Annotated in this window: 17 protein-coding genes; 9 read left to right on the top strand and 8 right to left on the bottom strand. The window is 73.0% G+C overall.

Going from position 1 to position 21,651, the window contains the following annotated elements; genetic code table 11:
• Positions 1-113 precede the first annotated feature (113 nt).
• Entirely contained in the window at positions 114-1,370 is a 1,257-nt protein-coding gene (locus tag ACFY1T_RS18705) for a cytochrome P450 (RefSeq protein ID WP_390789118.1), read from the top strand.
• A 4-nt stretch (positions 1,371-1,374) separates the two neighbouring features.
• On the opposite strand, the gene ACFY1T_RS18700 is transcribed toward ACFY1T_RS18705, so the two are convergent.
• The 7 genes from ACFY1T_RS18700 to ACFY1T_RS18670 form a co-directional block, all read right to left on the bottom strand.
• Positions 1,375-2,448 (bottom strand): alpha/beta hydrolase, encoded by a 1,074-nt coding sequence (locus ACFY1T_RS18700; RefSeq protein ID WP_390789117.1) that lies wholly within the window; start codon positions 2,446-2,448, stop codon positions 1,375-1,377.
• A gap of 46 nt (positions 2,449-2,494) precedes the next feature.
• Positions 2,495-4,102: a molybdopterin-dependent oxidoreductase gene (locus ACFY1T_RS18695; RefSeq protein WP_390789116.1), complete on the bottom strand. Its 1,608-nt coding sequence runs from the start codon at positions 4,100-4,102 to the stop codon at positions 2,495-2,497.
• Positions 4,103-4,274: 172 nt separating this feature from the next.
• Entirely contained in the window at positions 4,275-5,468 is a 1,194-nt protein-coding gene (locus tag ACFY1T_RS18690) for an oxygenase MpaB family protein (RefSeq protein ID WP_390789115.1), read from the bottom strand.
• 91 nt (positions 5,469-5,559) lie between these two features.
• Positions 5,560-6,597 (bottom strand): polyprenyl synthetase family protein, encoded by a 1,038-nt coding sequence (locus ACFY1T_RS18685; RefSeq protein ID WP_390789114.1) that lies wholly within the window; start codon positions 6,595-6,597, stop codon positions 5,560-5,562.
• Complete coding sequence (locus ACFY1T_RS18680; RefSeq protein ID WP_390789113.1) at positions 6,590-6,985, bottom strand: hypothetical protein; 396 nt, start codon at positions 6,983-6,985, stop codon at positions 6,590-6,592. Before ACFY1T_RS18680 ends, ACFY1T_RS18685 begins: the two co-directional genes overlap by 8 nt.
• A 228-nt stretch (positions 6,986-7,213) precedes the next feature.
• Positions 7,214-9,568: an alpha-N-acetylglucosaminidase TIM-barrel domain-containing protein gene (locus tag ACFY1T_RS18675; RefSeq protein ID WP_390789112.1), complete on the bottom strand. Its 2,355-nt coding sequence runs from the start codon at positions 9,566-9,568 to the stop codon at positions 7,214-7,216.
• 23 nt (positions 9,569-9,591) lie between these two features.
• Positions 9,592-11,274: a ricin-type beta-trefoil lectin domain protein gene (locus tag ACFY1T_RS18670; RefSeq protein ID WP_390789111.1), complete on the bottom strand. Its 1,683-nt coding sequence runs from the start codon at positions 11,272-11,274 to the stop codon at positions 9,592-9,594.
• A gap of 193 nt (positions 11,275-11,467) precedes the next feature.
• Here ACFY1T_RS18670 and ACFY1T_RS18665 point away from each other — a divergent pair, with 193 nt between their 5' ends.
• Together ACFY1T_RS18665 and ACFY1T_RS18660 are read left to right on the top strand one after the other, a co-directional pair.
• Positions 11,468-12,112, top strand: coding sequence for a TetR/AcrR family transcriptional regulator (locus ACFY1T_RS18665; protein ID WP_390789110.1), 645 nt, complete (start codon positions 11,468-11,470; stop codon positions 12,110-12,112).
• Between the two features lie 13 nt (positions 12,113-12,125).
• A complete protein-coding gene (locus tag ACFY1T_RS18660; protein ID WP_390789109.1) occupies positions 12,126-13,082 on the top strand; it encodes a serine/threonine dehydratase in 957 nt (318 codons plus the stop codon).
• On the opposite strand, the gene ACFY1T_RS18655 is transcribed toward ACFY1T_RS18660, so the two are convergent.
• Positions 13,079-13,540 carry a universal stress protein gene (locus ACFY1T_RS18655; RefSeq protein ID WP_390789108.1) on the bottom strand — a complete coding sequence of 154 codons (462 nt, stop codon included), beginning with the start codon at positions 13,538-13,540 and terminating at the stop codon, positions 13,079-13,081. The genes ACFY1T_RS18660 and ACFY1T_RS18655 overlap by 4 nt on opposite strands.
• Before the next feature lie 195 nt (positions 13,541-13,735).
• Here ACFY1T_RS18655 and ACFY1T_RS18650 point away from each other — a divergent pair, with 195 nt between their 5' ends.
• The 6 genes from ACFY1T_RS18650 (at position 13,736) to ACFY1T_RS18625 (ending at position 21,560) form a co-directional block, all read left to right on the top strand.
• Complete coding sequence (locus tag ACFY1T_RS18650; protein ID WP_390789107.1) at positions 13,736-14,095, top strand: hypothetical protein; 360 nt, start codon at positions 13,736-13,738, stop codon at positions 14,093-14,095.
• A 450-nt stretch (positions 14,096-14,545) separates the two neighbouring features.
• Positions 14,546-15,880, top strand: a complete 1,335-nt coding sequence (locus tag ACFY1T_RS18645; protein WP_390789106.1) for an ABC transporter substrate-binding protein — start codon at positions 14,546-14,548, stop codon at positions 15,878-15,880.
• Positions 15,877-16,812, top strand: coding sequence for a carbohydrate ABC transporter permease (locus ACFY1T_RS18640; protein ID WP_390789105.1), 936 nt, complete (start codon positions 15,877-15,879; stop codon positions 16,810-16,812). The genes ACFY1T_RS18645 and ACFY1T_RS18640 overlap by 4 nt, the downstream gene beginning before the upstream one ends.
• Complete coding sequence (locus ACFY1T_RS18635; protein ID WP_390789104.1) at positions 16,809-17,639, top strand: carbohydrate ABC transporter permease; 831 nt, start codon at positions 16,809-16,811, stop codon at positions 17,637-17,639. Before ACFY1T_RS18640 ends, ACFY1T_RS18635 begins: the two co-directional genes overlap by 4 nt.
• Positions 17,640-17,696: 57 nt before the next feature.
• Positions 17,697-20,726, top strand: coding sequence for an alpha-mannosidase (locus ACFY1T_RS18630; protein WP_390789103.1), 3,030 nt, complete (start codon positions 17,697-17,699; stop codon positions 20,724-20,726).
• A 174-nt stretch (positions 20,727-20,900) separates the two neighbouring features.
• Positions 20,901-21,560 carry a DUF4328 domain-containing protein gene (locus tag ACFY1T_RS18625; RefSeq protein WP_390789102.1) on the top strand — a complete coding sequence of 220 codons (660 nt, stop codon included), beginning with the start codon at positions 20,901-20,903 and terminating at the stop codon, positions 21,558-21,560.
• The last annotated feature ends 91 nt before the right edge of the window (positions 21,561-21,651 follow it).

Genomic DNA, 21,651 nt, shown 5'->3' with positions numbered 1-21,651 from the left:
CGCCGACGGCCGCCGTCCGAAGGCACCGCCGGAACGGACTTGTCCAACCCGGCCCCCAGGCCGCACTGTTGCCCGAGATCCGCCCACCCGCCCAGACGGTCAGGAGACCCGGCTTGTCACCCGACAGCGCACCCGCACCCGCATCCGCGCCCGCGTACGCCATCGATCCCGCCGGCGGCTGCCCGCACGCCCTCAACGCCCGGCTGCGCGCCCAGGGCCCCGTCGCCGACGTGATCCTGCCCGGCGGGGTGCCCGGGGCGGTCGTCCTCGGACACGAAGCGCTGAAGGAGTTCCTCGCCCACCCCGACGCGGCCAAGGACGCCCGGCACTTCCCCGCCCTGCACGACGGCACCATCGCGCCCGACTGGCCGCTGCGGGTGTTCGCCAACGCCCAGGGCATGCACACCGCCGACGGAGCCGACCACCGCCGGCTGCGCTCCCTCGTCGGCAACGCCTTCACCGCCCGCCAGGTGGAGCGGCTGCGGCCGCGCATCGAGGAGCTCACCGCCACCCTGCTCGACGAGCTCGGCCGGGCGGCCGCGCAGGCCCCCGACGGGGTCGTGGACCTGCGCTCCCGCTTCGCGCTGCCGCTGCCCATGAGCGTCATCTGCGAGCTGCTCGGCGTGGACCCCGAGCACCGGGCCCGGCTGCACCACCTGTCCCACACGGTGATCATCGCCACGGACACCACACCCGCCGAGGTCATGGCCGCCGTACGGGAGCTCGTCGAGCTCATGGGCACGATCGCCGCCGCCCGCCGGGAGGCTCCGGGCGACGACCTGACCAGCGCGCTCATCGCCGCCCGCGAGGAGGACGGCGACCGGCTCAGCGAGGCCGAACTCATCGGCACCATGAGGCTGATGCTCGTCGCCGGCCACGAGACCACCCTCAACCTGATCGGCAACGCCGTCCGCGCCCTGTGCACCCACCGCGACCAGCTCGCCCTGGTCCGGGAGGGCAAGGCCGGCTGGTCCGACGTGGTGGACGAGACGCTGCGCTGGGACGCGCCTGTCAGCTGGTTCCCGTTCCGGTACGCCGCTCGCGACCTCACCGTCGACGGCGCCGTGATCCCGCGGGGCACCCCCGTCCTCGCCGCCTACACCTCGGCCGGACGCGACGAGGCCCACCACGGCCCGGACGCCGACCGCTTCGACGTGACCCGCCCCGCCGCCGGCCGCCACCTCTCCTTCGGGCACGGCGCGCACTACTGCGTGGGCGCCCCGCTCGCCCGCCTGGAGGCCACCATCGCCCTGGAACGGCTCTTCACCCGCTACCCCGACCTCGACCTCGCGGTCCCCGAGCCCGAACTCCCTTACCTGCACAGCTTCATCGGCAACAGCGTCGAATCCATTCCGATCCGGCTGGGATAGCGCCTCAGCCGCGGCCGTCGCCGGGCGGCGAGAGCTCCGTGCTCAGCCAGCCCAACGCGTCCGAATACATCGAGGTCCAGGTCTGGAAGTTGTGGCCGCCGGCCGGGCGCACCAGGGTCTTCACCCGGACCCCGGTGCCCGCCGCGGCCCGGCTGAAGACCTCCAGCTGCGCCGGCGGGCTGTCCTTGTCCTGCGCCGAAGTGGCCAGGAACAGGGCGACATCGGCCTTCTTCGCATGCCGGACCAGCCACAGCGGGCTGTTGCGCTCGCGCAGCACCGGATCGGGCAGCACCTCCGGGTCCCCGCCCAGCGGATCCGGGTCCAGCGCCGCCCCCGCCCGGAACACCTTCGGGTACTGGAGCGGCAGCTTGGCCGCGCAGAACGCCCCCGTCGAGACCCCCATCAGCCCCCAGCCCCGGGGTTCGGGCAGGGTGCGGAAGTTCTTCGCGACCAGGTCGGTCACGTCCTCCGCGAGCCAGCTGGCCACCTTCCGCGCCGGCGTGTTGCTGCAGTCGGTGTTCACCCCGCCCGGGTACACGTCCGGGATCACCACGATGAACGGGTGCGCCGTGCCGAGCCCGGCCAGCTGCTCCAGCGTCCCCGGCATGGCGCCCAGATCGATCCAGGTCCGCGGTGACCCCGGATACCCGTGCAGCAGCATCAGCACCGGGAACCGGGTCTTGTCCGCGCCCGGCGCCCGGTACTCGGGCGGGGTCCACACGATCACCTGCCCGGCGAGTTTCGAATGCGAGCCGCGGAAATAGGTGCTCTGCGTACCGTCCCCGCCCCGGGTGAACTTGGCCCGGCCCAGCGGCGGCCCCGTCATCGCCGACGCGTTCTGCGCGTTCTCCGTACCCAGCAGGTCGTCCCACGAGGAGTAGAGCCCGTAGCTGCCGTTGATCCAGGTCGCGATCACGGCGATGGACGTCAGCTGGCACAGCCCGATCATCAGCACCCGCACCGGCCAGCGCACCCACCCCGGCCCGGGAACCCGGTTCCACAGCAGCAGCGCGGCGAGCATGGCCAGCACGGTGACGGCGATCAGGGTGACGAGGAACGACGTGCTGGTCAGCTCCACGAGGGCCGGCTCCTGACGTGCGGGTCGGATTCCCAGGATGTCCGCATCATGCCTTCCTCCCGGGCCCGGGCCGGACACGCACCGACACCGAGTGCCACCCGGTCGCCCCGTCGGGCACGGTCCCCCTGCGCTCACCCGTCTGCACGGCGCCCGTACCGTCCGTGGCCCGGACCTCCAGCGTGTGCCGCCCCGGGGTCGCCTCCCACACCCACACCCACTCCCGCCAGGTGTCGTTGCCGTCCGCCGTCCCGAGCCGGGCCTCCTGCCACGGGCCCCCGTCCACCCGTACCTCCACCCGGTCGATCCCCCGGTGCTGCGCCCACGCCACCCCGGCCACCGCCACCCGTCCCTCCACCGGTTCGGCGGACGGGCGCGGGGTGTCGATCCGGGACTGCGTCTTGACCGGACCCTGCTGGGCCCAGGACCGGCGCACCCAGTACGCGTCGTACGCGGCGAAGGTCGTCAGCCGCAGCTCGCGCAGCCACTTGCACGCCGAGACGTACCCGTACAGGCCCGGTACGACCATCCGCACGGGGAAGCCGTGCGCGAAGGGCAGCGGCTCGCCGTTCATCCCGACGGCCAGCAGCGCGTCCCGGCCGTCCATCACCGTCTCCACGGGCGTGCCGATCGTCATGCCGTCCACCGAGCTCGCCACCAGCTGGTCCGCCGGACCTCCCCGCGAGGGCGGCCGGACGCCCGCCTCGCGCAGCAGGTCGGCCAGGCGCACGCCGAGCCAGCGGGCGTTGCCCGCGTACGGGCCCCCGACCTCGTTGGACACGCAGCAGAGGGTGATGTCGTGTTCGACGAGCGGGCGGGCCAGCAGCTCGCGCAGCCCGAGTTCGAGCGGGTTCGAGACCCCCTCGCCGTGGATGCGCAGCCGCCAGGTGTCCGCGTCCACCCGGGGGACGACCAGGGCGGTGTCCACGCGGTAGAAATCCCCGTTGGGGGTGATGAAGGGGGAGATCCCGGGGACCGGCAGCTGCGCGCCGGGAGGCACCGGCGGCGCGGGCACGGCCGGCGCCGGCAGGACCAGGTCCGCCCGCGAGGCCGTCGCCCCGGCCGAGCCGTACGCGCCGAGCCGCCGCCCCGCGTACCCGATCCCCGCCGAGGCCACGAGGGCCGCCCCGACCAGCCGCCCGAAGCCGCGCCGGTCCATCGACCAGGCCCCGCCCGGCGGCGCGCCCACCGCGGGGGGCCGGGTCAACGCGCCGACCAGCAGGTACAGCACCCCGGCCGCGACCACGCCGCCGACCAGCGAGGGCAGCGCGTCGTGCCAGGTCGACTGGGGCCGGCTGAGCGCGGCCGCCGCCCCGACCAGCCCGAAACAGCCGGCGAGCGCGATCCCGGCGGGCAGGTGCCGTACGGCGAGCACGCCGGCGGCGACGGCCACGGCGCCCAGGACGAGGACGATCCCGAGCGCGAGCAGCAGCTTGTCGGCGGTGCCGAACTCGCGGATCGCCCATTCCTTGACGCCCACCGGCGTACGGTCGACCACGGCCCCGCCGACCGCGGTGACCGGGGAGGACTCGGGGCGGACGGCCGCCGAGGCCAGCTCGGCCACGGCCAGGCCGGCGCAGGCGGCGACCAGCCCGCAGACGGCGCCGCCCAGGATGCCGCGCCGCCGCCCGGGGGCCGCCTTCACACGGGTCGTCATCAGCAGGTCACCGTCCGCGTCGCCGTCCGCCGGGGAGCCGGGCCTCCAGTGTGACTCCGACCGGTGCGGACCTGCGCCCGGCCGCGCCCGTTCGGGTCAGTGCCCGTCCGGGTCGGTCCCCCCGGGTCAGTGCCCGTCCGGGTCGGTCCCCCCGGGGCGGTGTCCGTGCGGGTCAGCGCACCGGCGCCGCCGGCGGCGGCACCCAGCGCCCGGTGCGCGGCGCCTTCACCCCGTACTCCGCCTTCAGCTCGGCCGGGATGGCGTGGTGCATGACCCGTCCCCGGGTCAGCGAGGACAGCTCGAAGCCCGCGAGCAGCGAGCCGGCCTTGTCCAGCGCCCACTCCGCGAGCGGGCTGCTGTCCTCGAGGCTCTCCAGCAGCCCGAGCACCACGGGGACGGCCCTGGCCGCCGTGTCCCAGGGGCCGCGCGGGACCTGCAGCCAGTCGCCGATGGTGTCGCCGACCAGGTAGCGGACGGTGGCCGGGACCATCGGGTCGAACAGCGTGCCGGGCACCACGTCCTCGTACAGCCGCAGCAGCTGGGAGTTGAGGACCACGCCCTCGGGGGAGGGGCCGAGGTGGCGCTGCAGGTAGAGGTCGCAGTACGCGCGGGCCCCGGCGAGGTCCTCCGGTACGGACGCGGTGTCGCAGCCCAGCAGGGCGGCCACGACCCGCCAGGCGTAGTAGTAGGCCTCCGCGCCCTCCTCGGTCATGTGGATGCCGAGCCGGTGCATGGCGTCGAGCACCAGCAGCGAGAAGAAGGTGTGCCCGGCGATCATGTCCTCCTGGCAGATGGGCATGCCGTCCCGCTCCACGTCCCAGTGGCCGCCGTGGCGCAGGTGGTGGCGGACCGCCGCGTGCAGCAGCCGGACCTTCTGGGCGGCCGGGATGAACTTGCTGCCCTCGGCGAAGGAGTCCGTCCGCATGAGGTACGTGACGAACTGTCCGGTGTTGGCCATCCGGCGGGAGGGGTACGCGAGCGAGTGCGTCGAGGACAGCAGCCGGGCCATCCGGGGGACGGCGTAGCTGACGGGCATCGCCGCGAAGGACAGGCCGGTGTTGATGTGGGCGGCGTTGTCCATGAAGAACAGCCGGGCCTGCTCCATGACGTCCCAGTCGACCCAGGCCGGGGGCAGGGCCGTGGCCTCGAAGTAGCCGCGCGCGGAGGCCGGGAGCCGCTCGGGGAGCGGGTCGCCGGAGGTGGTGAAGAACCGCATGAGCGTGTTGAAGTCGCCCACCTCGTCACGGTGGAACAGGGCGGCGACGGTGTCGTCGGCGAGCGGGTCGCCCTGGGTGGACAGGGCGTCGAGGGCGGCGTCGTCGTACCGGGGGCGCGGCGGGGCGGAGGGGGTCTCGGCGGTGGTCACGTGACTCGTCCTTCTCGTGTGTACGGGGCGGGTGCGGGGCGGCCGGCCCGGGCGGCCCCGTGGGCATCGGGTCCCGGGCGCGGGCCCGCGGCTACAGCGAGCGTTCGGCGGCGGTGCCGGCGAGATCGCGCAGTGCGGACCGCGCCTCCGCGGGCATCGGTACGGTGTCCAGCGCGTCGGCGGCGCGGGCGATGCGCTCCCGGATCATGTCCTCGACCTGCTGCCGCGCCCCGCAGCGCTCCATCAACGCGCGTACGCCGGCGGCCTCTTCGCAGCTCAGGTCGGGCCGGCCGACCAGTTTCGCCAGCAGCCGCCGCTCGTCGGCGTCCGCTGCGGCGACGGTCAGGGCGAGCAGCGCGGTCGGTTTTGCGTCCCGCAGGTCGTCCACGTTCGACTTGCCGGTCCTGGCCGGGTCGCCGAAGGTGCCCAGCAGGTCGTCGCGCAGCTGGAAGGCCTCGCCGAGCGGCAGCCCGTACGCGGAGAAGGCGTCGAGCAGGGCGCGCGGGCCCCCGCCGAGGGTGGCGCCCAGGTGCAGCGGCCGCTCGACGGTGTACTTGGCCGTCTTGAAGCGGGCCACCTCCAGCGACTCCGCGACCCGCGGGAGCGGCTCCGCCCGGGTGCGCAGGACCTCCAGGAACTCGCCCGCCATCGTCTCGCGCAGCACTGTGGCCCACAGGGGGACGGTCCGGGCCAGGTAGGCGCCGGGCAGTCCGCAGGAGCTGAAGACGTGGCCGGCGTAGCCCATCAGCAGATCGCCGAGGATCATCGCGAGGGCGGTGGAGCGCTGCCCGGCGGCCGCGGAAGCGGCGAAGGCGGCGTGTGCGGTGAGCCGGCCGTGCCGCATCCGGCTGTCGTCGATGATGTCGTCGTGCGTACAGGCGGCCGCGTGTACCAGCTCCATCGCGGCCGCGGCCCGGATCACCCCCTCGCAGTCGGGCTGCCCCGCCGCCCGCCAGCCCCAGTACAGGTAGGCGGCCCGGATCCGCTTCCCGTCCGCCAGGGAGCGGCGCAACTGATCGGACAGCGGCGAGAGTTCGGCGTGCAGTCCGAGCAGTGCCCGCTCCTCCTCGTCGGCCAGCCGGACCAGCACCTCGTCGATGCGCTCCTTGAAGCCGGCGTGGTCATGCACGGGGGTGGCCCTCGGAGGCGACCCGCTCGGCGGCCCGCCGGGCCATGGCCTCCAGGTGGTTCTCCGCTCCCGCGCCCGAGCGGCGGGCGGCCAGCTCGCCGCGCTTGCGCAGCTCCACCACCCCGTCGGTGAGCAGTTCGCGCAGGTCGGAGCGGCGCAGTACCTCCTGGGCCCGGTCGGCGGACTGCCGTAACTGGTCGAGGGCCAGATCGGCGACCCCGGCGGCGAGCAGCGCCAGCAGCTCCAGGGTCACCGGCGGGCTGCCGGGCGTGGAGTCCTGCTCCGGCCCGGGCTGCGCGGGCTGTTCCGCCGGCCCGGGCCGCCCCGGCCGTTCGTCCTGCGGGGACTGCCCGGGCTGTCGGGGCCGTTCGTGTCCGGTCTGGGACATGGTCCGTTCACTCCTGTGGGCGTCGGGCCGTGTGACGGCGTCGGAAGGGGCGGCCGCCGGATGTTCCGGCGGCCGCCCCTGAATGGTCCTTCCGTGCCAGTCAACCGAGTGCACGTCCCGTGCGTCGACCCACCTGACGTGTTCTCCCCCGCACGGGTAGCGGGATTCGCACGGCCGGGTGACGATCAGCGCATCATCCGATCGCCCCGCCCCGGGTGGTGTAGGAGGTCAGCGGGCCGCCCCCTCCGAGGACTTCAGGGCCGCCGCGACGGCCGCCGCGAGGGTGTGCGGATCCCCGCTCGGGCCGTCCGCCCCGCTCGGGTGCCGGGTGGTGCGCCGCGCCCACTCCTCCTCGTAGGCGTGCCAGTCGATCTCCCGGGGCGCCGCCCGCCGGACCAGGGACTCCTCCAGCGTCTCGAAGTACGCCGCCCAGCGGGGCGCGTACAACTCCTTGATCAGGCCGCTCCATTCGCGGTTCGCGTAGTCGTGCAGGAAGCCGCCCTCGCTGGTGCTGCGCCGGCCCCACACGCTCAGGATCGAGCGGGCGTCGTACTCGTACCGGTCCTGTTCGGCCTCGTCCGCACCCCAGGATCGGGCCGCCGACAGCCAGTCGCCGAGCAGGAAGTTCGGGTCGGAACCGGTGATGGCGTCCAACTGCCTTTCCCCGTCCGCCCATTCGGAGGTCAGGGCCCGGAACCGGGTCAGGTCCTTGGCCTCGTACGCCGCCTTGATCTTCGGCAGCAGCACCCGCGAGTGGTTGGCCAGCGCCTGCCGCGCGGTGTCGACCAGGTCGAAGCGGTAGGCGCTGGACCCGCGCAGCTTCGGATCCACCTTGAGCAGGTGGTCCAGGGCCCGGCGCACCCCGTCGGCCGGGTACCGCATCGACTTGGGGCTCCAGTAGGCGGCCCCCACCGCGCCCAGGCTCGGCCGGGCGGTGAACAGGCTGTCCTGGGACTCCGACCACAGGCCCGAAGAGGTGCTGTACGGGCCGGTGCGCAACTCCTCCCAGGCGGCCGCCGCCTCCTTGTCGGGCCGCCCGTAGCGGCGGGCCGCGAAATCGGCGAACCACGTGCGCTGGTCGATCGTCCCGGGCTCCCAGGCGAGATCGGTGAACAGGTCGAAGGCGGCCGGGTTGGTGCCGGTGGCCTCCGGAAGGTAGGCGATGCCCTTCAGCGCGCTGTTGGACTTGGCCCGCCAGGGGCCGAACCGCTCGATCCACACGGAGGTGTTCGCGCCGATCGTGGTGTGCCCGCCGAAGTTGTAGATCGTGCCCATCGCATACGGGGCGCCGCCCCAGCGCGCCTCGCGGTCCAGGCGGTTGTACCGGTCGGACAGGCCGTCCAGGATCAGCAGCTTCGAGGTGTCCACCCCGGCGAGCAGCTCCGCCTTCGGACTGTCCTGCCAGCCCAGCACCGCCCACATCGCGCCCGGGTGTGCGGTGTGCAGCGCCGACTGGACCGCCCGGGCGGCCGCCTTCACGTCGACGGTGCCCGCCGTCCCGCCCTCGTGCAGCGGGCTCATCCGGTACATCGAGCTGTCCCCGAACACGGCGCGCTGCTCCGTGTAGTACGCGGCGGCCAGCTTCGCGAACACCGGGGAGGTCGGGTCCAGCCAGTCGGGCCGGTCGAAGCCCGCCCAGTCGCCCTGAGCCACCGTCTCGGCGCCCGCGTTGCGGGTGGCGAACCCGGGCGGCACCGTGCCGAAGAAGCCGGGGAGCACCGGGGTCATGCCGAGCCCGCGCAGCTGCTCGGCGATCCGCCCGCCGAGCTCGGCGCGCTCCCGCATCAGCCGCTCGGAGACCGGGCCGCCGAAGCCGCTCAGGTTCTGCAGCAGCCACCAGCTCTGGTGTCCGGGGCCGGGGATCCACTCGCGCAGTTCGGCGGCGGAGTAGCCGAAGTCCTGGAGCGCCCGGTAGTACGGGTACTCGGCGCCGGCCTGGACGAACACCTCGTTGATGCCGTGCAGGGCGAGCAGGTCGATCTGCCGCTGGTGCTGCTCGAAGGTGCGGTACGCGCCCGAGTAGCCGTCGTCGGTGTCGTTGAGGGCGTACCGGTGCGGGACGAGGGCGCTGCGGGTGACCGGCGCGGGTACGGCGGGCAGCCGCGCGGGCAGCATCCCGATGCTGTCGCCCGGCCAGCCGATGTCGGCGCCGGCGACGTGCTGGAGGTACCAGCCCACGCCGGTGAGCAGGGTGGCCCCCGTGGAGGCGCGCACGGTGATCGCGCCGGCCGGGCCGGACACGGTGAACCGGTCGGCGCCGGCGGCCGGATCGGGCACGAGGGTGAACTGGGCGGCGTGGCGCGGCAGCAGCCGCTCCAGCGCGTCCCGCGCGGGCCCGACGTCGAAGGCGCGCGGCTTGGCCGCGCCGGGAGGTCCCGGCCGCGCCGCGGCCGGCCCGGGCGCGCCGCCGCGTACGGGCGCCGGCGCGGGACCTCGTACGCCGGGCACGTCGGCCGGGCCGGCCAGCGCGGGGGAGCCGGCCAGCGCGGGGGAGCCGGCGCCGAGCAGGGCCGCCAGGGCGGCGAGGGCGACCCGGCGGCGCAGCCGCGCGCGCCGCCGGTGCCGGGGAAGGGAGTTCGTCATCCGAGGAGTCACCGATCCGGGTGTCAGACGGGCAGGGACCAGGCCTGGTCGACGCGGTGGTCCCCGCAGTCGGTCAGGCGCAGCCGCTCGGCCGGGGCGTCGGGGGTGGCGGCCGCGGCGGGTGCCGTGAGGCACAGCCCGCTCACGTCCTCGACCAGCGCCCCGTCCCGGCGGTGCGTCCAGCTCTGGCCCGGCTCACCGGACGCGCAGGCGGCCAGTTCCACCACTCCGCCCTCGCCGGCCGACAGGCACTTGCCGGTCAGGCGCACGCTCGACTCCGGCCCGAGCACCCAGCGCTGGTCGCCGGCCGCGGTGCACGGCGAAAGGACCAGCGCGCCCACCCCGGTGGTGTTGACCCCGTCCACGCACTGCACGCCGTTCCCGGTGATCTGCCCGGTCGGCCGGGCCTCGCCGCACCCCTCGTGCGGGGTGAGCCGGAAGACCGCCGTGTCGTGTGCGGCCACCTTCCCGGTCAGGGAGGTCGAGACCTCGGCGCTCTTGCCGCTCCACAGGTCCTTCGCGTCGACCGTGCAGGAGTACAGCCCGACGTCGGAGAGCGGTACGGAGATGTCCCGCGCGCTGCCGGACCGGTTGAGCACGGCGACGGCGCGGTCGCCGTTCGCCAGCGGCCGGGCCAGCACCTCGAAGGTGGCGTTGGCGGAGAGGACGGCGCCCTGGCGGCCCATCGGGTCCTGGTCCAGCGCGATCAGGTCGCGGTTGCCGAGGGCGGCGAGCCCCGCCGGGGTGAGCTTGGAGACGTCGGAGGACAGGATGAACGGGGCCGCCATCATCGCCCACAGGCCCACCTGGCTGCGGCTCTCGGCCTCGGTGAGCCCGGGGGCGCCCGCGATCAGGAAGTCGGGGTCGTTCCAGTTGCCGGGGCCCGCGTACCGGCCGAGCCAGCGGTTGTAGCCGTAGTTTCCGAGCACCGAGCTCCACCGGGAGGTCGCGGGCGCGGCGGCGTTGTAGACCTTGATGTCCTTGCCCTCGCGCCACAGCTGGCCGGTCTCCCCGACCCAGCCGATGACCTTGTGCCAGTCGGATCCTCCCCACTCGCCCTGCTGGAAGTAGGCGGGGGCGGAGGCGGAGAGCACCATGGCCCGGCCGCTCGTGCGCAGGGCGTCGGCGACCGCGTTGTACGCGTCGCGGTACGCCTGCTCCTTCGTCGTCCCGGGCGGCACCCACAGGTTGCAGCCGTCCATCTTGACGTAGTCGACCTTCCACGACGCGAACTGCCGCGCGTCCTGGGCGTAGTGGCCCGGGCCGCCGCCGTCGGGGGAGCCGCTGCCGGGGTAGCGCTCGCAGGTGAGGGAGCCGGCGTCCTCGTAGATGCCGAACTTCAGGCCCTTGGCGTGCAGGTACTCGCCGAGCCAGGCCATGCCGTGCGGGAACTTCTGCGTGTCGACGACCAGGCTGCCGTCCGCGTCCCGGCTCTTGGTCATCCAGCAGTCGTCGACGGTCACCGTGTCGTACCCCTTGGCGGCGAGGCCGCTGGAGACGAGTGCGTCGGCGTTCGCGACCACCTTGGCCTCGTCGATGTCGCACATGTAGTGCGCCCAGTTGTTCCAGCCCATGGGCGGGGTGAGCGCGAGCGGGGTGTCCGAGGTGGCGTGGGGCTCGGCCGCCGCGGGGGCGGGGGCGAGGCAGAAGGCGAGCAGGGCGGCCGCGGTCAGACAGGGGAGCGACGCACGCAGGCGAGGCGGCACGGAGACTCCTTGAGGTGGGGGGCGTACCCGTGGGGCTGCAGTGGGCTCAGTGCAGCGGTGCGACTACCCTCTGTCAACATAAGTCGATGGATATGGCTCAATGACCAGCAATATGGCCGTAGTCGACGTCACACGATCGGGGAGTCCAGAGGCTGATACGTCGTATGTGTCGTTGGCTGATACGCTGTATCTCATGCCGAGGAGATCAGTGGCCCTGGACCGTGCGACACCCGAGGCGATCGCCGTCGCCGCCCTGCGCCTCCTCGACGAGGAGGGGCCGCACGCGCTGAGCTTCCGCGCCCTCGCGGAACGGCTCGAGGTCTCCCACGCCACCGTCCAGCGCCGCTGCACCGACCTCGCCGGGCTCCTCGACCTCTGCACCGAGCACCTCGCCGGGCAGCTGCCCGAGGTCCCGGCCGCGACCGGCTGGGCCGAGGCCGCCGAACTGCGGTTCACCGCCCTGTACCGGCTGCTCGTCGCGCACCCCGGGCTGCTGGTGCTCCGCGGCGGCCGCCCCTGGCTCGGCCGCCAGCTGCTGGCCCGGCTCGTCGAGCCCGCGCTCGCCGACAGCGTGGCCGCCGGGATGACCGCCGCCGAGGCGATGGAGGCGTACCGCCGCATGTACCTGCTCACCCTCGGCAGCGCCGCCTTCGTGGACCACCGGGATCCGGCCGGCGCCACCGCCGCCTCGCGGGCGGCCCTGGCCGCGCTGGATCCGCAGGAGTTCCCCGTGCTCACGGGCGGGCTGACCGACGTGCTGCCCGCCCTGACCGACCACGAGGTGTACTACGGCGCGCTGCGCCAGCTCATCGAGGCCAACCGGCCCGCCGCCGCCTGAACGGAGCCCCATCGTGGAACAGCAGCTCGACTATGCCGCCGTGCGCGCCGCCGCCGACCGGGTTGCCGGTTCGGTCCGCCCCGTCGCCGTCGTACCCGCCGCCGGAGGACTCTGGTACGCGCTGGAGTACCTCCAGCACACCGGGTCCTTCAAGGCCCGCGGCGCCCGCAACTTCCTGGCCGCCCACCGTGAGGCCGGCACCCTCCCGGACGCGGGCGTCACCATCGCCTCCGGCGGCAACGCGGGCCTCGCCTGCGCCTGGGCGGCCCGCGCGCAGTCCGTGCGCGCCACGGTGTTCCTGCCCGCCAACGCGCCGCGGGTGAAGGTGGAGAGGCTGCGGGGGTACGGGGCCGACGTACGGCTCGTGGGCGACCGGTACGCCGAAGCGCTGGCCGCCTGCGAGGAGTTCGCCGCGCGCAGCGGCGCCCTGAGCAGCCACGCGTACGACCACCCGCTCATCGCGGCGGGCGCCGGTACGCTGCTGGACGAGATCCGGGCCGGGCTGCCGGGGCTGGACACCGTGGTCGTCGCGGTGGGCGGCGGCGGGCTGTTCGCGGGGGTCGCGACCGCGGCGCGCGAGCACGGCGTACGGGTGATCGCGGCGGAGCCGGAGAACTGCCGGGCCCTGAACGCGGCCCTGGAGGCGGGCCGGGTCGTCGACGTGGCCGTGGACTCGGTCGCCGCCGACTCGCTGGGCGCCACCCGGGTCTCGGCGGCCGCGCTGGCCGCCGCGCGGGAGCGGAACGTACGGTCCGTCCTGGTCCCGGACCCGGCGATCACGGCGGCCCGGCGCGCACTGTGGGAAGAGCACCGGATCGTGGTGGAGGCGGGCGCGGCCACGGCCCTGGCGGCCGTCCGGACCGCCCGGGAGCCGCTGGGCGAGCGCGTGGCCGTCGTCCTGTGCGGTGCGAACACCGATCCCGGGGACCTGACGGCTCCCGAGAGGATCCAGTCCCAGTCCCAGCTCTAGTCCTGGTCCTCGTCCTGGTCGCCCTCGCGGACCACCACCACCGTGCTCGTCGCGTACTGCACCACCTGCTGGCTCACCGAGCCGAGCAGGGCGCCCTTGAAGCCGCCGTAGCCCCGGGTGCCGACGACCGTCAGGTCCGCCTCCTTGGAGGCGTCCACGAGCACCTGGGCCGGCGAGCCCTGTTCGACCCGGCGGAAGACGGGCACGCCCGGTGAGGTGCCGACGGCCGAGGCCACGGTGTCCGCGAGGCGACGCCGGGCCGTCTCCTCGGCGTCCACCAGCTCGTCGGGCGTTCCGGTGCCCATGGCGAAGGGGTTGGTGTTCCACTGCCAGCTCATGACGGCGTGCACCCGGCCGCCGATGGCCTTGGCCTGGGCGACGGCCCAGCGCAGGGCTTCCTTCGAGTGGTTCGAACCGTCGACGCCGACGACGATCAGAGGCTCGATGGTCTCGCTCACGGTGGGTTCCTCTCGTTTCGTCCGGATCGTCCTTGCTTCGTCTCTTGTATACACGGATGAGGGGGGCCGACCACGAACGGCGACGATCGTTGCGGGGGCCGAAGACTTTGGAGGACAGCGCGCGGTGCCGCCGGCTTGCGAAGGTCTGGGTGTCAGCGAGATCGGCAGGGTTCGGCAAGGTACGGAGGAACGGACGTGGCACAGCGCAAGGGCTGTCTCATCGGCTGCGGGGTGGCGTTGGTGCTCGGCATCGCGGCTGTCGGGGCGCTCGTCTTCGGGGTCGGGAAGGTCGTGGACGCCGCGGGGAAGACGATGCTCGAACCCGGTGTCTACCGGTCCGTGAACGTCGGCGACCCGGAGGACGCGGTCCGCGCCAAGATGCCGTCCGGGGAGAGCTTCATCAAGGCGGCCCTGAAGGAGGGCGGCCCGGCCGAACCCGAGGGAAGCACCTGCTCCTGGTACGTGTCCGCCGAGGACGGCGAGGGGGAGACGGTCTACCGCTTCTGCTTCAAGGACGGAAAGCTCGCCGAAAAGGTCGACTACCGGATGAAGTAGGGAGACCGGCGCCCGGCCGGAGCCGCGCGAGGGCGGGGGAGAGCCGGGGCGCGCCCCGCGAGGGCCTGCTCGGCCGCCGGACGGCGAGCGCTCGGGGGTGCGCCTCGACCGCGGGCTTCGGCTTCGGCGGCTGCCGGTCCGGTGCCAGGTAAAGCGCATTAGTGCGGGGGCTGTTGCAGCGCCGGTAAACAGTCAACATCCGGCGCCGTACGGGCGTTGTTATGCAATCGATATCGCGTTGTGGCGGGTTGGAACTAAAGCGCATTAGTGCAGGCCGTCGCGGTGTTGACTCGGGCGGTTTCCTCTGCCTGTACGGCCGCCGTCACCATTCGGGACCCACCGGTACCCGCCCATCCGGACTTCGGCCGCATTGACGCGATCTGGATTTGGGGTCAGCGTGGGCTGCGCGCTCCGACAGTGAGGCCGGAACTCCCCCCGAAGGTGGCGACGATGACCCGTTCGAACGCGACCCGTACAGCCGTCGCCACGCTCGTGGCCGGCACGTTCCTCTCGGTCTCCGCCTGTGGGGTGAGCGGGGGCGCCGCGGAGGTGCGGCAGGGCGCGAAGACCGGCGAAGTCGCCGGCGAGATCACCTTCCGCACCCTCCAGCTCAAGCCCAAGTTCACGGCGTACGTACAGGGCGTCATCGACGCCTTCGAGAAGAAGTACCCCGCGGCGAAGGTCAGATGGGAGGACGTCCCGGGCGACGGCTACAACGAGAAGCTCGTCGCCGACGCCCAGGCCGGCGCCCTCCCCGACGTGGTCAACCTCTCCACCGACTCCTTCCAGCTCCTCGGCGACCGTGGTCTGCTCGCCGACGTCGCGGGGCTCGACCCCGAGGTCGCCGAGGAGTACGTCCCCGGGGCCTGGGAGCAGTTCAAGCTCCCGGGGAAGGGCGACGGCGTGTACGCGTATCCCTGGTACGTGACCCCGGAGATCCTCACGTACAACAAGGAGCTCTTCGAGAAGTCCGGCCTCGACCCGGCGCAGCCGCCGACCAGCGTCGAGCAGTTCTTCGACTACGCCGACAAGATCGCCGCCGCGTCCGGCGGCCGGTACTCCGCCTTCATGGCCGACCCCAAGGGCCGCTTGCCCGGGGACTGGCAGAAGATGGGCGTACCGATCCTGAATGACGCGCAGGATCGTTTCGTCTTCGACACTCCCAAGGCCGTCGAGTGGGTCGGGCGGATGAAGGACCTGTACGCCAAGGGCGCCATGCCCAAGGAATCCCTCCTCAAGTCCGACGACATCAACCAGCTGTACGGCGGAGGCAAGCTCGTCTTCGGTCCCGGCTCCCCGGGCTTCGTCAAGGACATCAAGCAGAACGCCCCGCAGGTCTACGCCGGCACCCAGGTCGCCGGCGCCGTCACCGGCACCCTCGGCCACATCGGGATCTACGCCCAGTCGCTCGGCATCAAGAAGGACACCAAGCACCTCGACGCGGCCACCGAGTTCGCCAAGTGGGTCACCAACGGCCCCAACCAAGTGGAGTTCTCGAAGAACGCGACCATCTACCCGTCCAACGCCCAGGGCCTGGCCGATCCGCGCTTCGCGGACCGGGGCGACGGCAAGGACGCCGAGACCGTCGCCCGGGCGGTCGGCGCCGAGCAGCTGCGGAGCGCCGCGCTCGACGCCAACACCCCGGTCCAGTGGACCAACCAGGTCGGCGACGCGGTCGTGCGCGAGATGCAGAAGGCGATCCAGGGCGAGCAGGACCCGCAGACGGCCGTACGCAGGGCCCAGGAGGAGGCGAACCAGCTGCTCGCCAAGTCGGCGCGGAAATGACCGCCGACGCCAGACGCCGCCGCAAGGCCCTCGCGGCCATGGAGGCGGAGACCGGTCTGGTCCACCGCCGGTGGTGGACCCCCTACCTCTTCCTCGCGCCCGGCCTGGTCATGGTGGCCCTGTTCAGCCTCTGGCCGTTCGTCAACACCGTCATCCTGTCCCTCACCGACGCCCAGATCCTGCGCGGCGGCACCTTCGTCGGCTTCGACAACTACACCCGCGCCTTCGCCGACCCCGACTTCTGGACCGCCACCGGCAACAGCGTGCTGTACCTCGTGGTCGTCGTGCCCTGCCTGGTCCTGCTGCCGCTCGCGCTCGCCGTGCTCGTCCAGGCCAAGGTCCCCGGCATCGGATTCTTCCGCTCCGCCTTCTACACCCCGGTGATCGCCTCCGCCGTGGTCGTCGGCCTGATCTGGCAGTGGGTGCTGCGCAGCGACGGGCTCGTCAACACCGTGTTCCGGAAGCTGAGCATCGTCTCGGAGCCGGTCCCGTTCCTGACCGACAGCACCATGCTGCTGGTCTCCGCCATGATCGTGACCGTGTGGAAGGGGCTCGGCTACTACATGGTCTTCTACCTCGCCGCGCTCGGGAACGTGTCCCCGTCGCTCCACGAGGCCGCCGCGCTCGACGGCGCCGGCCCCGTACGCCGCTTCTTCAGCATCACCGTCCCCCAGGTGAAGCCGATGATGCTGCTGGTGGGCACCCTGTCGGCCATCTCCGCGCTGCGCGTCTTCACCGAGATCTACATCCTGGGCGGCGAGAGCGGCGGCCCCGGCGGCGGCGCCCGCACGCTGCCCTTCCTGATCCGGCAGGTCGGCCTCGGCTTCTCCGGCGAGACCGGCTACGCCTCGGCCATCTCGATCCTGCTGTTCCTGCTGACCCTGGTCTTCAGCCTGCTGGGCCGCCGACTGTCGAAGGGGGACGACGGGTGAGCGCCACGCCCCGGGGGCGGCTCGGACTCGCCGTCCGGTACGCCACGCTGGTCCTGATGCTCGTCGTGATGCTCGGGCCGATCGTCTGGCAGTTCCTGACCTCGATCCGCGGCCGCACCGAGAACGTGTACGACGGGGTGCTGCCCGCCCGGCCCACCCTCGACAACTACGCGCTCGTCGCCGACTCGTTCCCGCTGCTCCAGTACGTCGGCAACACGCTGATCGTGGCCGCCCTCGCTATCACCTCGAACATGCTGTTCGCGGCGATGGGCGGCTACGCCCTCTCCCGGGCCGGGTGGAAGGGCCGCAGGTCCGTCTTCACGGTGCTGGTGGCCACCCTCATGTTCCCCTTCGAGTCCGTGATGATCTCGATGTTCCTGACCGTCCGCGAGATGGGCCTGGTCGACACCCTCATCGGGGTCTGGCTGCCCGGCGCGGTCTCCGTCCTCAACATCATGATCATGCGCTCGGCCTTCCTCGCCGTGCCCAAGGAGGTGGAGGAATCGGCGGTCCTGGACGGTGCCGGCGAATGGACCCGGTTCACCCGGCTCTTCCTCCCCGCCGCCAAGGGGGCCCTGGCCGTCGTCTGCATCACCAGCTTCATCGGCGCCTGGGACGATTTCCTCTGGCCGCTCCTGATCCTCACCGACAGCGACCACTACACCCTCCAGCTCGGCCTGAAGTCCCTGGCCGGCGCCACCACCACCAACGACCAGCGGATCATCGCCGCCGGCGCGATGGCGGCACTCCTGCCGATCATGCTGCTCTTCTTCGCCCTCCAGCGTTTCTTCTTCAAGGGAGTGGGCGAGGGAGCCGTCAAGATCTGAGCCTCGCCCGCCCCCTCCTGCCGTCATACGAACCCTCCCTCCCTTGGAGCAGCCGTCATGCACGACGACCGCAGCATCACCGAGCACCGCCTGCGCAGGGTCCTCAAGGAGCGCATCAAGCCCGCCGTCCACTCCCGTGCGGTCCCGCTGGAGATCGGGCGCTGGGAGGCGCCGGGCGAGCCCGTGCCGGTCGCCGACGGGCTGGCGGCCCCGTACGAGCCCTGCGCGGTCGGCGAGACGTGGGGCCCGGCCTGGGGCACCACCTGGTTCAAGGTCACGGGCACCGTCCCGGCCGACTGGGCGGGCCGTACGGTCGAAGCCGTCCTCGACCTCGGCTTCGACCGCATGATGCCCGGCTTCCAGTGCGAGGGACTCGTCCACCGGGCCGACGGCGGCGAGGTCAAGGCGCTGAACCCGTACAACGACTGGGTGCGGGTGGCCGACGCGGCGGCCGGCGGCGAACGGGTCGAGTGGTACGTGGAGGCCGCCTCGAACCCGGTCCTGGTCGACCACGCGGCGACGTACGAGGGGGACCGGCAGACCAGCGGCGAGCAGCCGCTCTACCGGCTCGCCCGGATGGACCTCGCCGTCTTCGAGACCGAGGTCTGGGAACTCGTACAGGACCTCGAGGTCCTCCACGACCTGATGACGCAGCTCGGCGAGGCCGACGCGCGGCGGTACGAGATCCTGCGCGCGGTCGACGCGGCCCTCGACGCGGTGGACCTCGGCGACGTCCCCGGGACGGCCGCCGCCGCCCGCGCGCGCCTGACCGGCGTGCTCGCCGCGCCCGCCCGCGCCTCCGCCCACCGGATCAGCGCGGTCGGCCACGCCCACATCGACTCCGCCTGGCTGTGGCCGCTGCGCGAGACGGTCCGCAAGGTCTCCCGGACCGCGTCCAACATGGTCAACCTGATGGACGCGCACCCCGAGTTCGTCTTCGCCATGTCGCAGGCACAGCAGCTGGAATGGATCAAGACCCACCGGCCCGAGCTCTTCGAGCGGATCAAGAAGAAGATCGCGGACGGGCAGTTCGTGCCGGTCGGCGGCATGTGGGTGGAGTCCGACACCAACATGGTGGGCGGCGAGGCCATGGCCCGTCAGTTCCTGTACGGGAAGAAGTTCTTCCTGGACGAGTTCGGCATCGAGACCCACAACGTCTGGCTCCCCGACTCCTTCGGCTACACCGCCGCGATGCCGCAGATCGTGAAGCTGTCCGGCTCGAAGTGGTTCCTGACGCAGAAGATCTGCTGGTCGCAGGTGAACGCGTTCCCGCACCACACCTTCTGGTGGGAGGGCATCGACGGCACCCGTGTCTTCACCCACTTCCCGCCCGTCGACACCTACAACAGCGACCTCGGCGGCGCGCAGTTGGCGCACGCGGCATCCAACTACCGCGAGAAGGGCCGGGGTTCACGTTCCCTCGTACCCTTCGGCTGGGGCGACGGCGGCGGCGGCCCCACCCGCGAGCACCTGGCCCGGGCCCGGCGCCAGCGGGACCTCGAAGGCTCCCCGCGCGTGGAGATCGAGCGGCCCGACGCGTTCTTCGAGAAGGCGCACGCCGAGTACGCGGACGCGCCCGTCTGGGCCGGCGAGCTGTACCTGGAGCTGCACCGCGGCACGTACACCTCGCAGGCCAAGACCAAACAGGGCAACCGGCACAGCGAATCTCTGCTGCGCGAGGCCGAGTTGTGGGCGGCGAGCGCCGCGGTCCGGGTGCCGGGGTACGGGTATCCGTACGAGGACCTGGAGCGGATCTGGAAGACCGTGCTGCTCCACCAGTTCCACGACATCCTCCCCGGATCGTCCATCGCCTGGGTGCACCGCGAGGCGCGCGCGACCTACGCGCGGGTGCGGGAGGAGCTGCGCGGCATCACGTCGGCCGCGCAGTCGGCCCTGGCGGGGGAGGGCGCCGAGGAGCTGGTCTTCAACTGCGCCCCGCACGCCCGGCGAGGCATCCCCGCGGGCGGCGCGGGAGTGCCGCGGGCGGCCGCCGGGCAGCAGCCGGTCACGGTGGAGGAGCGGCACGGCGGCGGGCACGTCCTCGCCAACGGGCGGCTGCTGGTGGAGATCGACGGCCGGGGGCTGCTCGTGTCGGCGTACGACCTGGAGGCGCGCCGGGAGGCGCTGGCCCCGGGGCGGGCCGCCAACCTGCTCCAGATCCACCCCGACTTCCCCAACATGTGGGACGCGTGGGACATCGACGCGTTCTACCGCAACAGCGTGACCGACCTGGTCGGGCTGGACGCGCTGGAGGTGGCGCAGGCCGGCCCGGACGCGGTGACGGTCCGGGTCTCCCGCTCCTTCGGCCGCTCGAAGGCGGTCCAGTCGATCACGCTGCGGGCGGGGGCCAAGACGGTGGACATGGTCACGGAGGTGGACTGGCACGAGACGGAGAAGTTCCTGAAGGCCGCCTTCCCCCTGGACGTGAAGGCCGAACGGTCCGCCTCGGAGACCCAGTTCGGGCACGTGTACCGGGCGACCCACACCAACACCTCGTGGGAGGCGGCCAAGTTCGAGATCTGCGCGCACCGCTGGATCCACGTGGAGGAGCCGGGGTGGGGGACGGCGATCCTCAACGACTCCACGTACGGCCACGACGTGACCCGCGACGTGCGGCCGGACGGGGGCCAGACCACCACGGTCCGCCTCTCCCTCCTGCGGGCTCCGCGCTATCCGGACCCGGAGACCGACCAGGGCGGCCACACCCTGCGGTTCTCCCTCGCGCCGGGGGCGCAGATCGCGGACGCGGTGCGCGAGGGCCACGCGCTGAACCTCCCGGAGCGGGTGGTCCGGGGAGCGGCCCCGGTGGCCCCGCTGCTGGCCGTGGACAACGAAGCGGTCGTGGTCGAGGCGGTCAAACTGGCCGAGGACCGGGGCGGCGACGTGATCGTCCGCCTCTACGAATCCCGCGGCGGCCGCGCGACGGCCTCCCTGACCGCGGATTTCCGCATCGCGCAGGCATGCGAAACCGACCTCCTGGAACGACCCCTGCCGGGTCCCGCGGTCGCCGCTCCCGCGGCGGACGGCGCGGTCGCCCTCACCCTGCGCCCCTTCCAGATCGTCACGGTCCGGCTGCGCCGGGCCTGACGGATCGCGGCGGAACCCTGCCTGCGCGGGCCCGGGTTCCGCCGCCCGGTCCTCCGCGAGGTGTCTCGCGGGGCCGCCGTGGACGGGGCCGTGCCGGTGGCGTAAGTTCCTGGCTGCCCGCCCGCGTCGGCGGGCCTTTTCATGCCACCGTGCACCCATGGGGGGTTCCTCGTCATGTCCTTCGGCACCAGATCACTGCCTCCGCTCGGCCCGCCCCCGGTGCGCTCGCTGCTCCGCTCGCCCCGGGGGCTGGCCACCGCGCTGACGGTGCTGCTGGGGGTGTGCGCGGTGACCCGGCTGCTCCTGTTCGCCGCCGACGCCGGCTGGTACCTGGCCCTCGACGGCGCCCGGGACACGGATCCGTGGGGGCGGCTGCTCGCCATGGCCACCAGCCTGACCCTGCTGGCGATGCTCCCCACGGCCGTCGTGTTCGTCGTCTGGTTCCACCGGGTCCGGGTGAACGCGGGGGTCTTCGCCCCCGAGCTGTTCCGCCGGGGCCCGGGCTGGGCGATCGGGATCTGGTTCATCCCCGTCGTGGGCTGGACCTTCCTCGCGTACGGGATCGCCACCGGCGTGTGGGCGGCCGGTGCGCCGAAGTCCTCCCGGGCCGCCGCGCCCCTTTCCGCGGCCCCCGTCACCGCCTGGTCCGTCTCCTTCGGTGCGGCGATGCTCACCTCGCTGGTCTCCGGCCGGATGGGCGCCGCCGCCGAGGACGAGGCCGGGCTGCGCGCCGCCGAGCTGGTCGCCATGGCCTCCGACCTGCTCTTCGTCGCGGCGGCCGGCTTCGCCGTCGTCTTCGTGCGGAAGGTCTCTGCCATGCAGGCGCGGGCGTGAACTCCGCCACTTGGTTATGCACCTAGTTGCACAATCGGGCCCTCCTCGCCTAGAACAGGTTCATCACCCCCGTGCGAGGAGGCACACCCCA

It is taken from the genome of Streptomyces sp. NPDC001194 (assembly GCF_042896985.1).
Taxonomy (GTDB): domain Bacteria; phylum Actinomycetota; class Actinomycetes; order Streptomycetales; family Streptomycetaceae; genus Streptomyces.
Note: the sequence above shows the minus strand (reverse complement) of the source record. Positions and strands in the feature narration are given on the sequence as shown.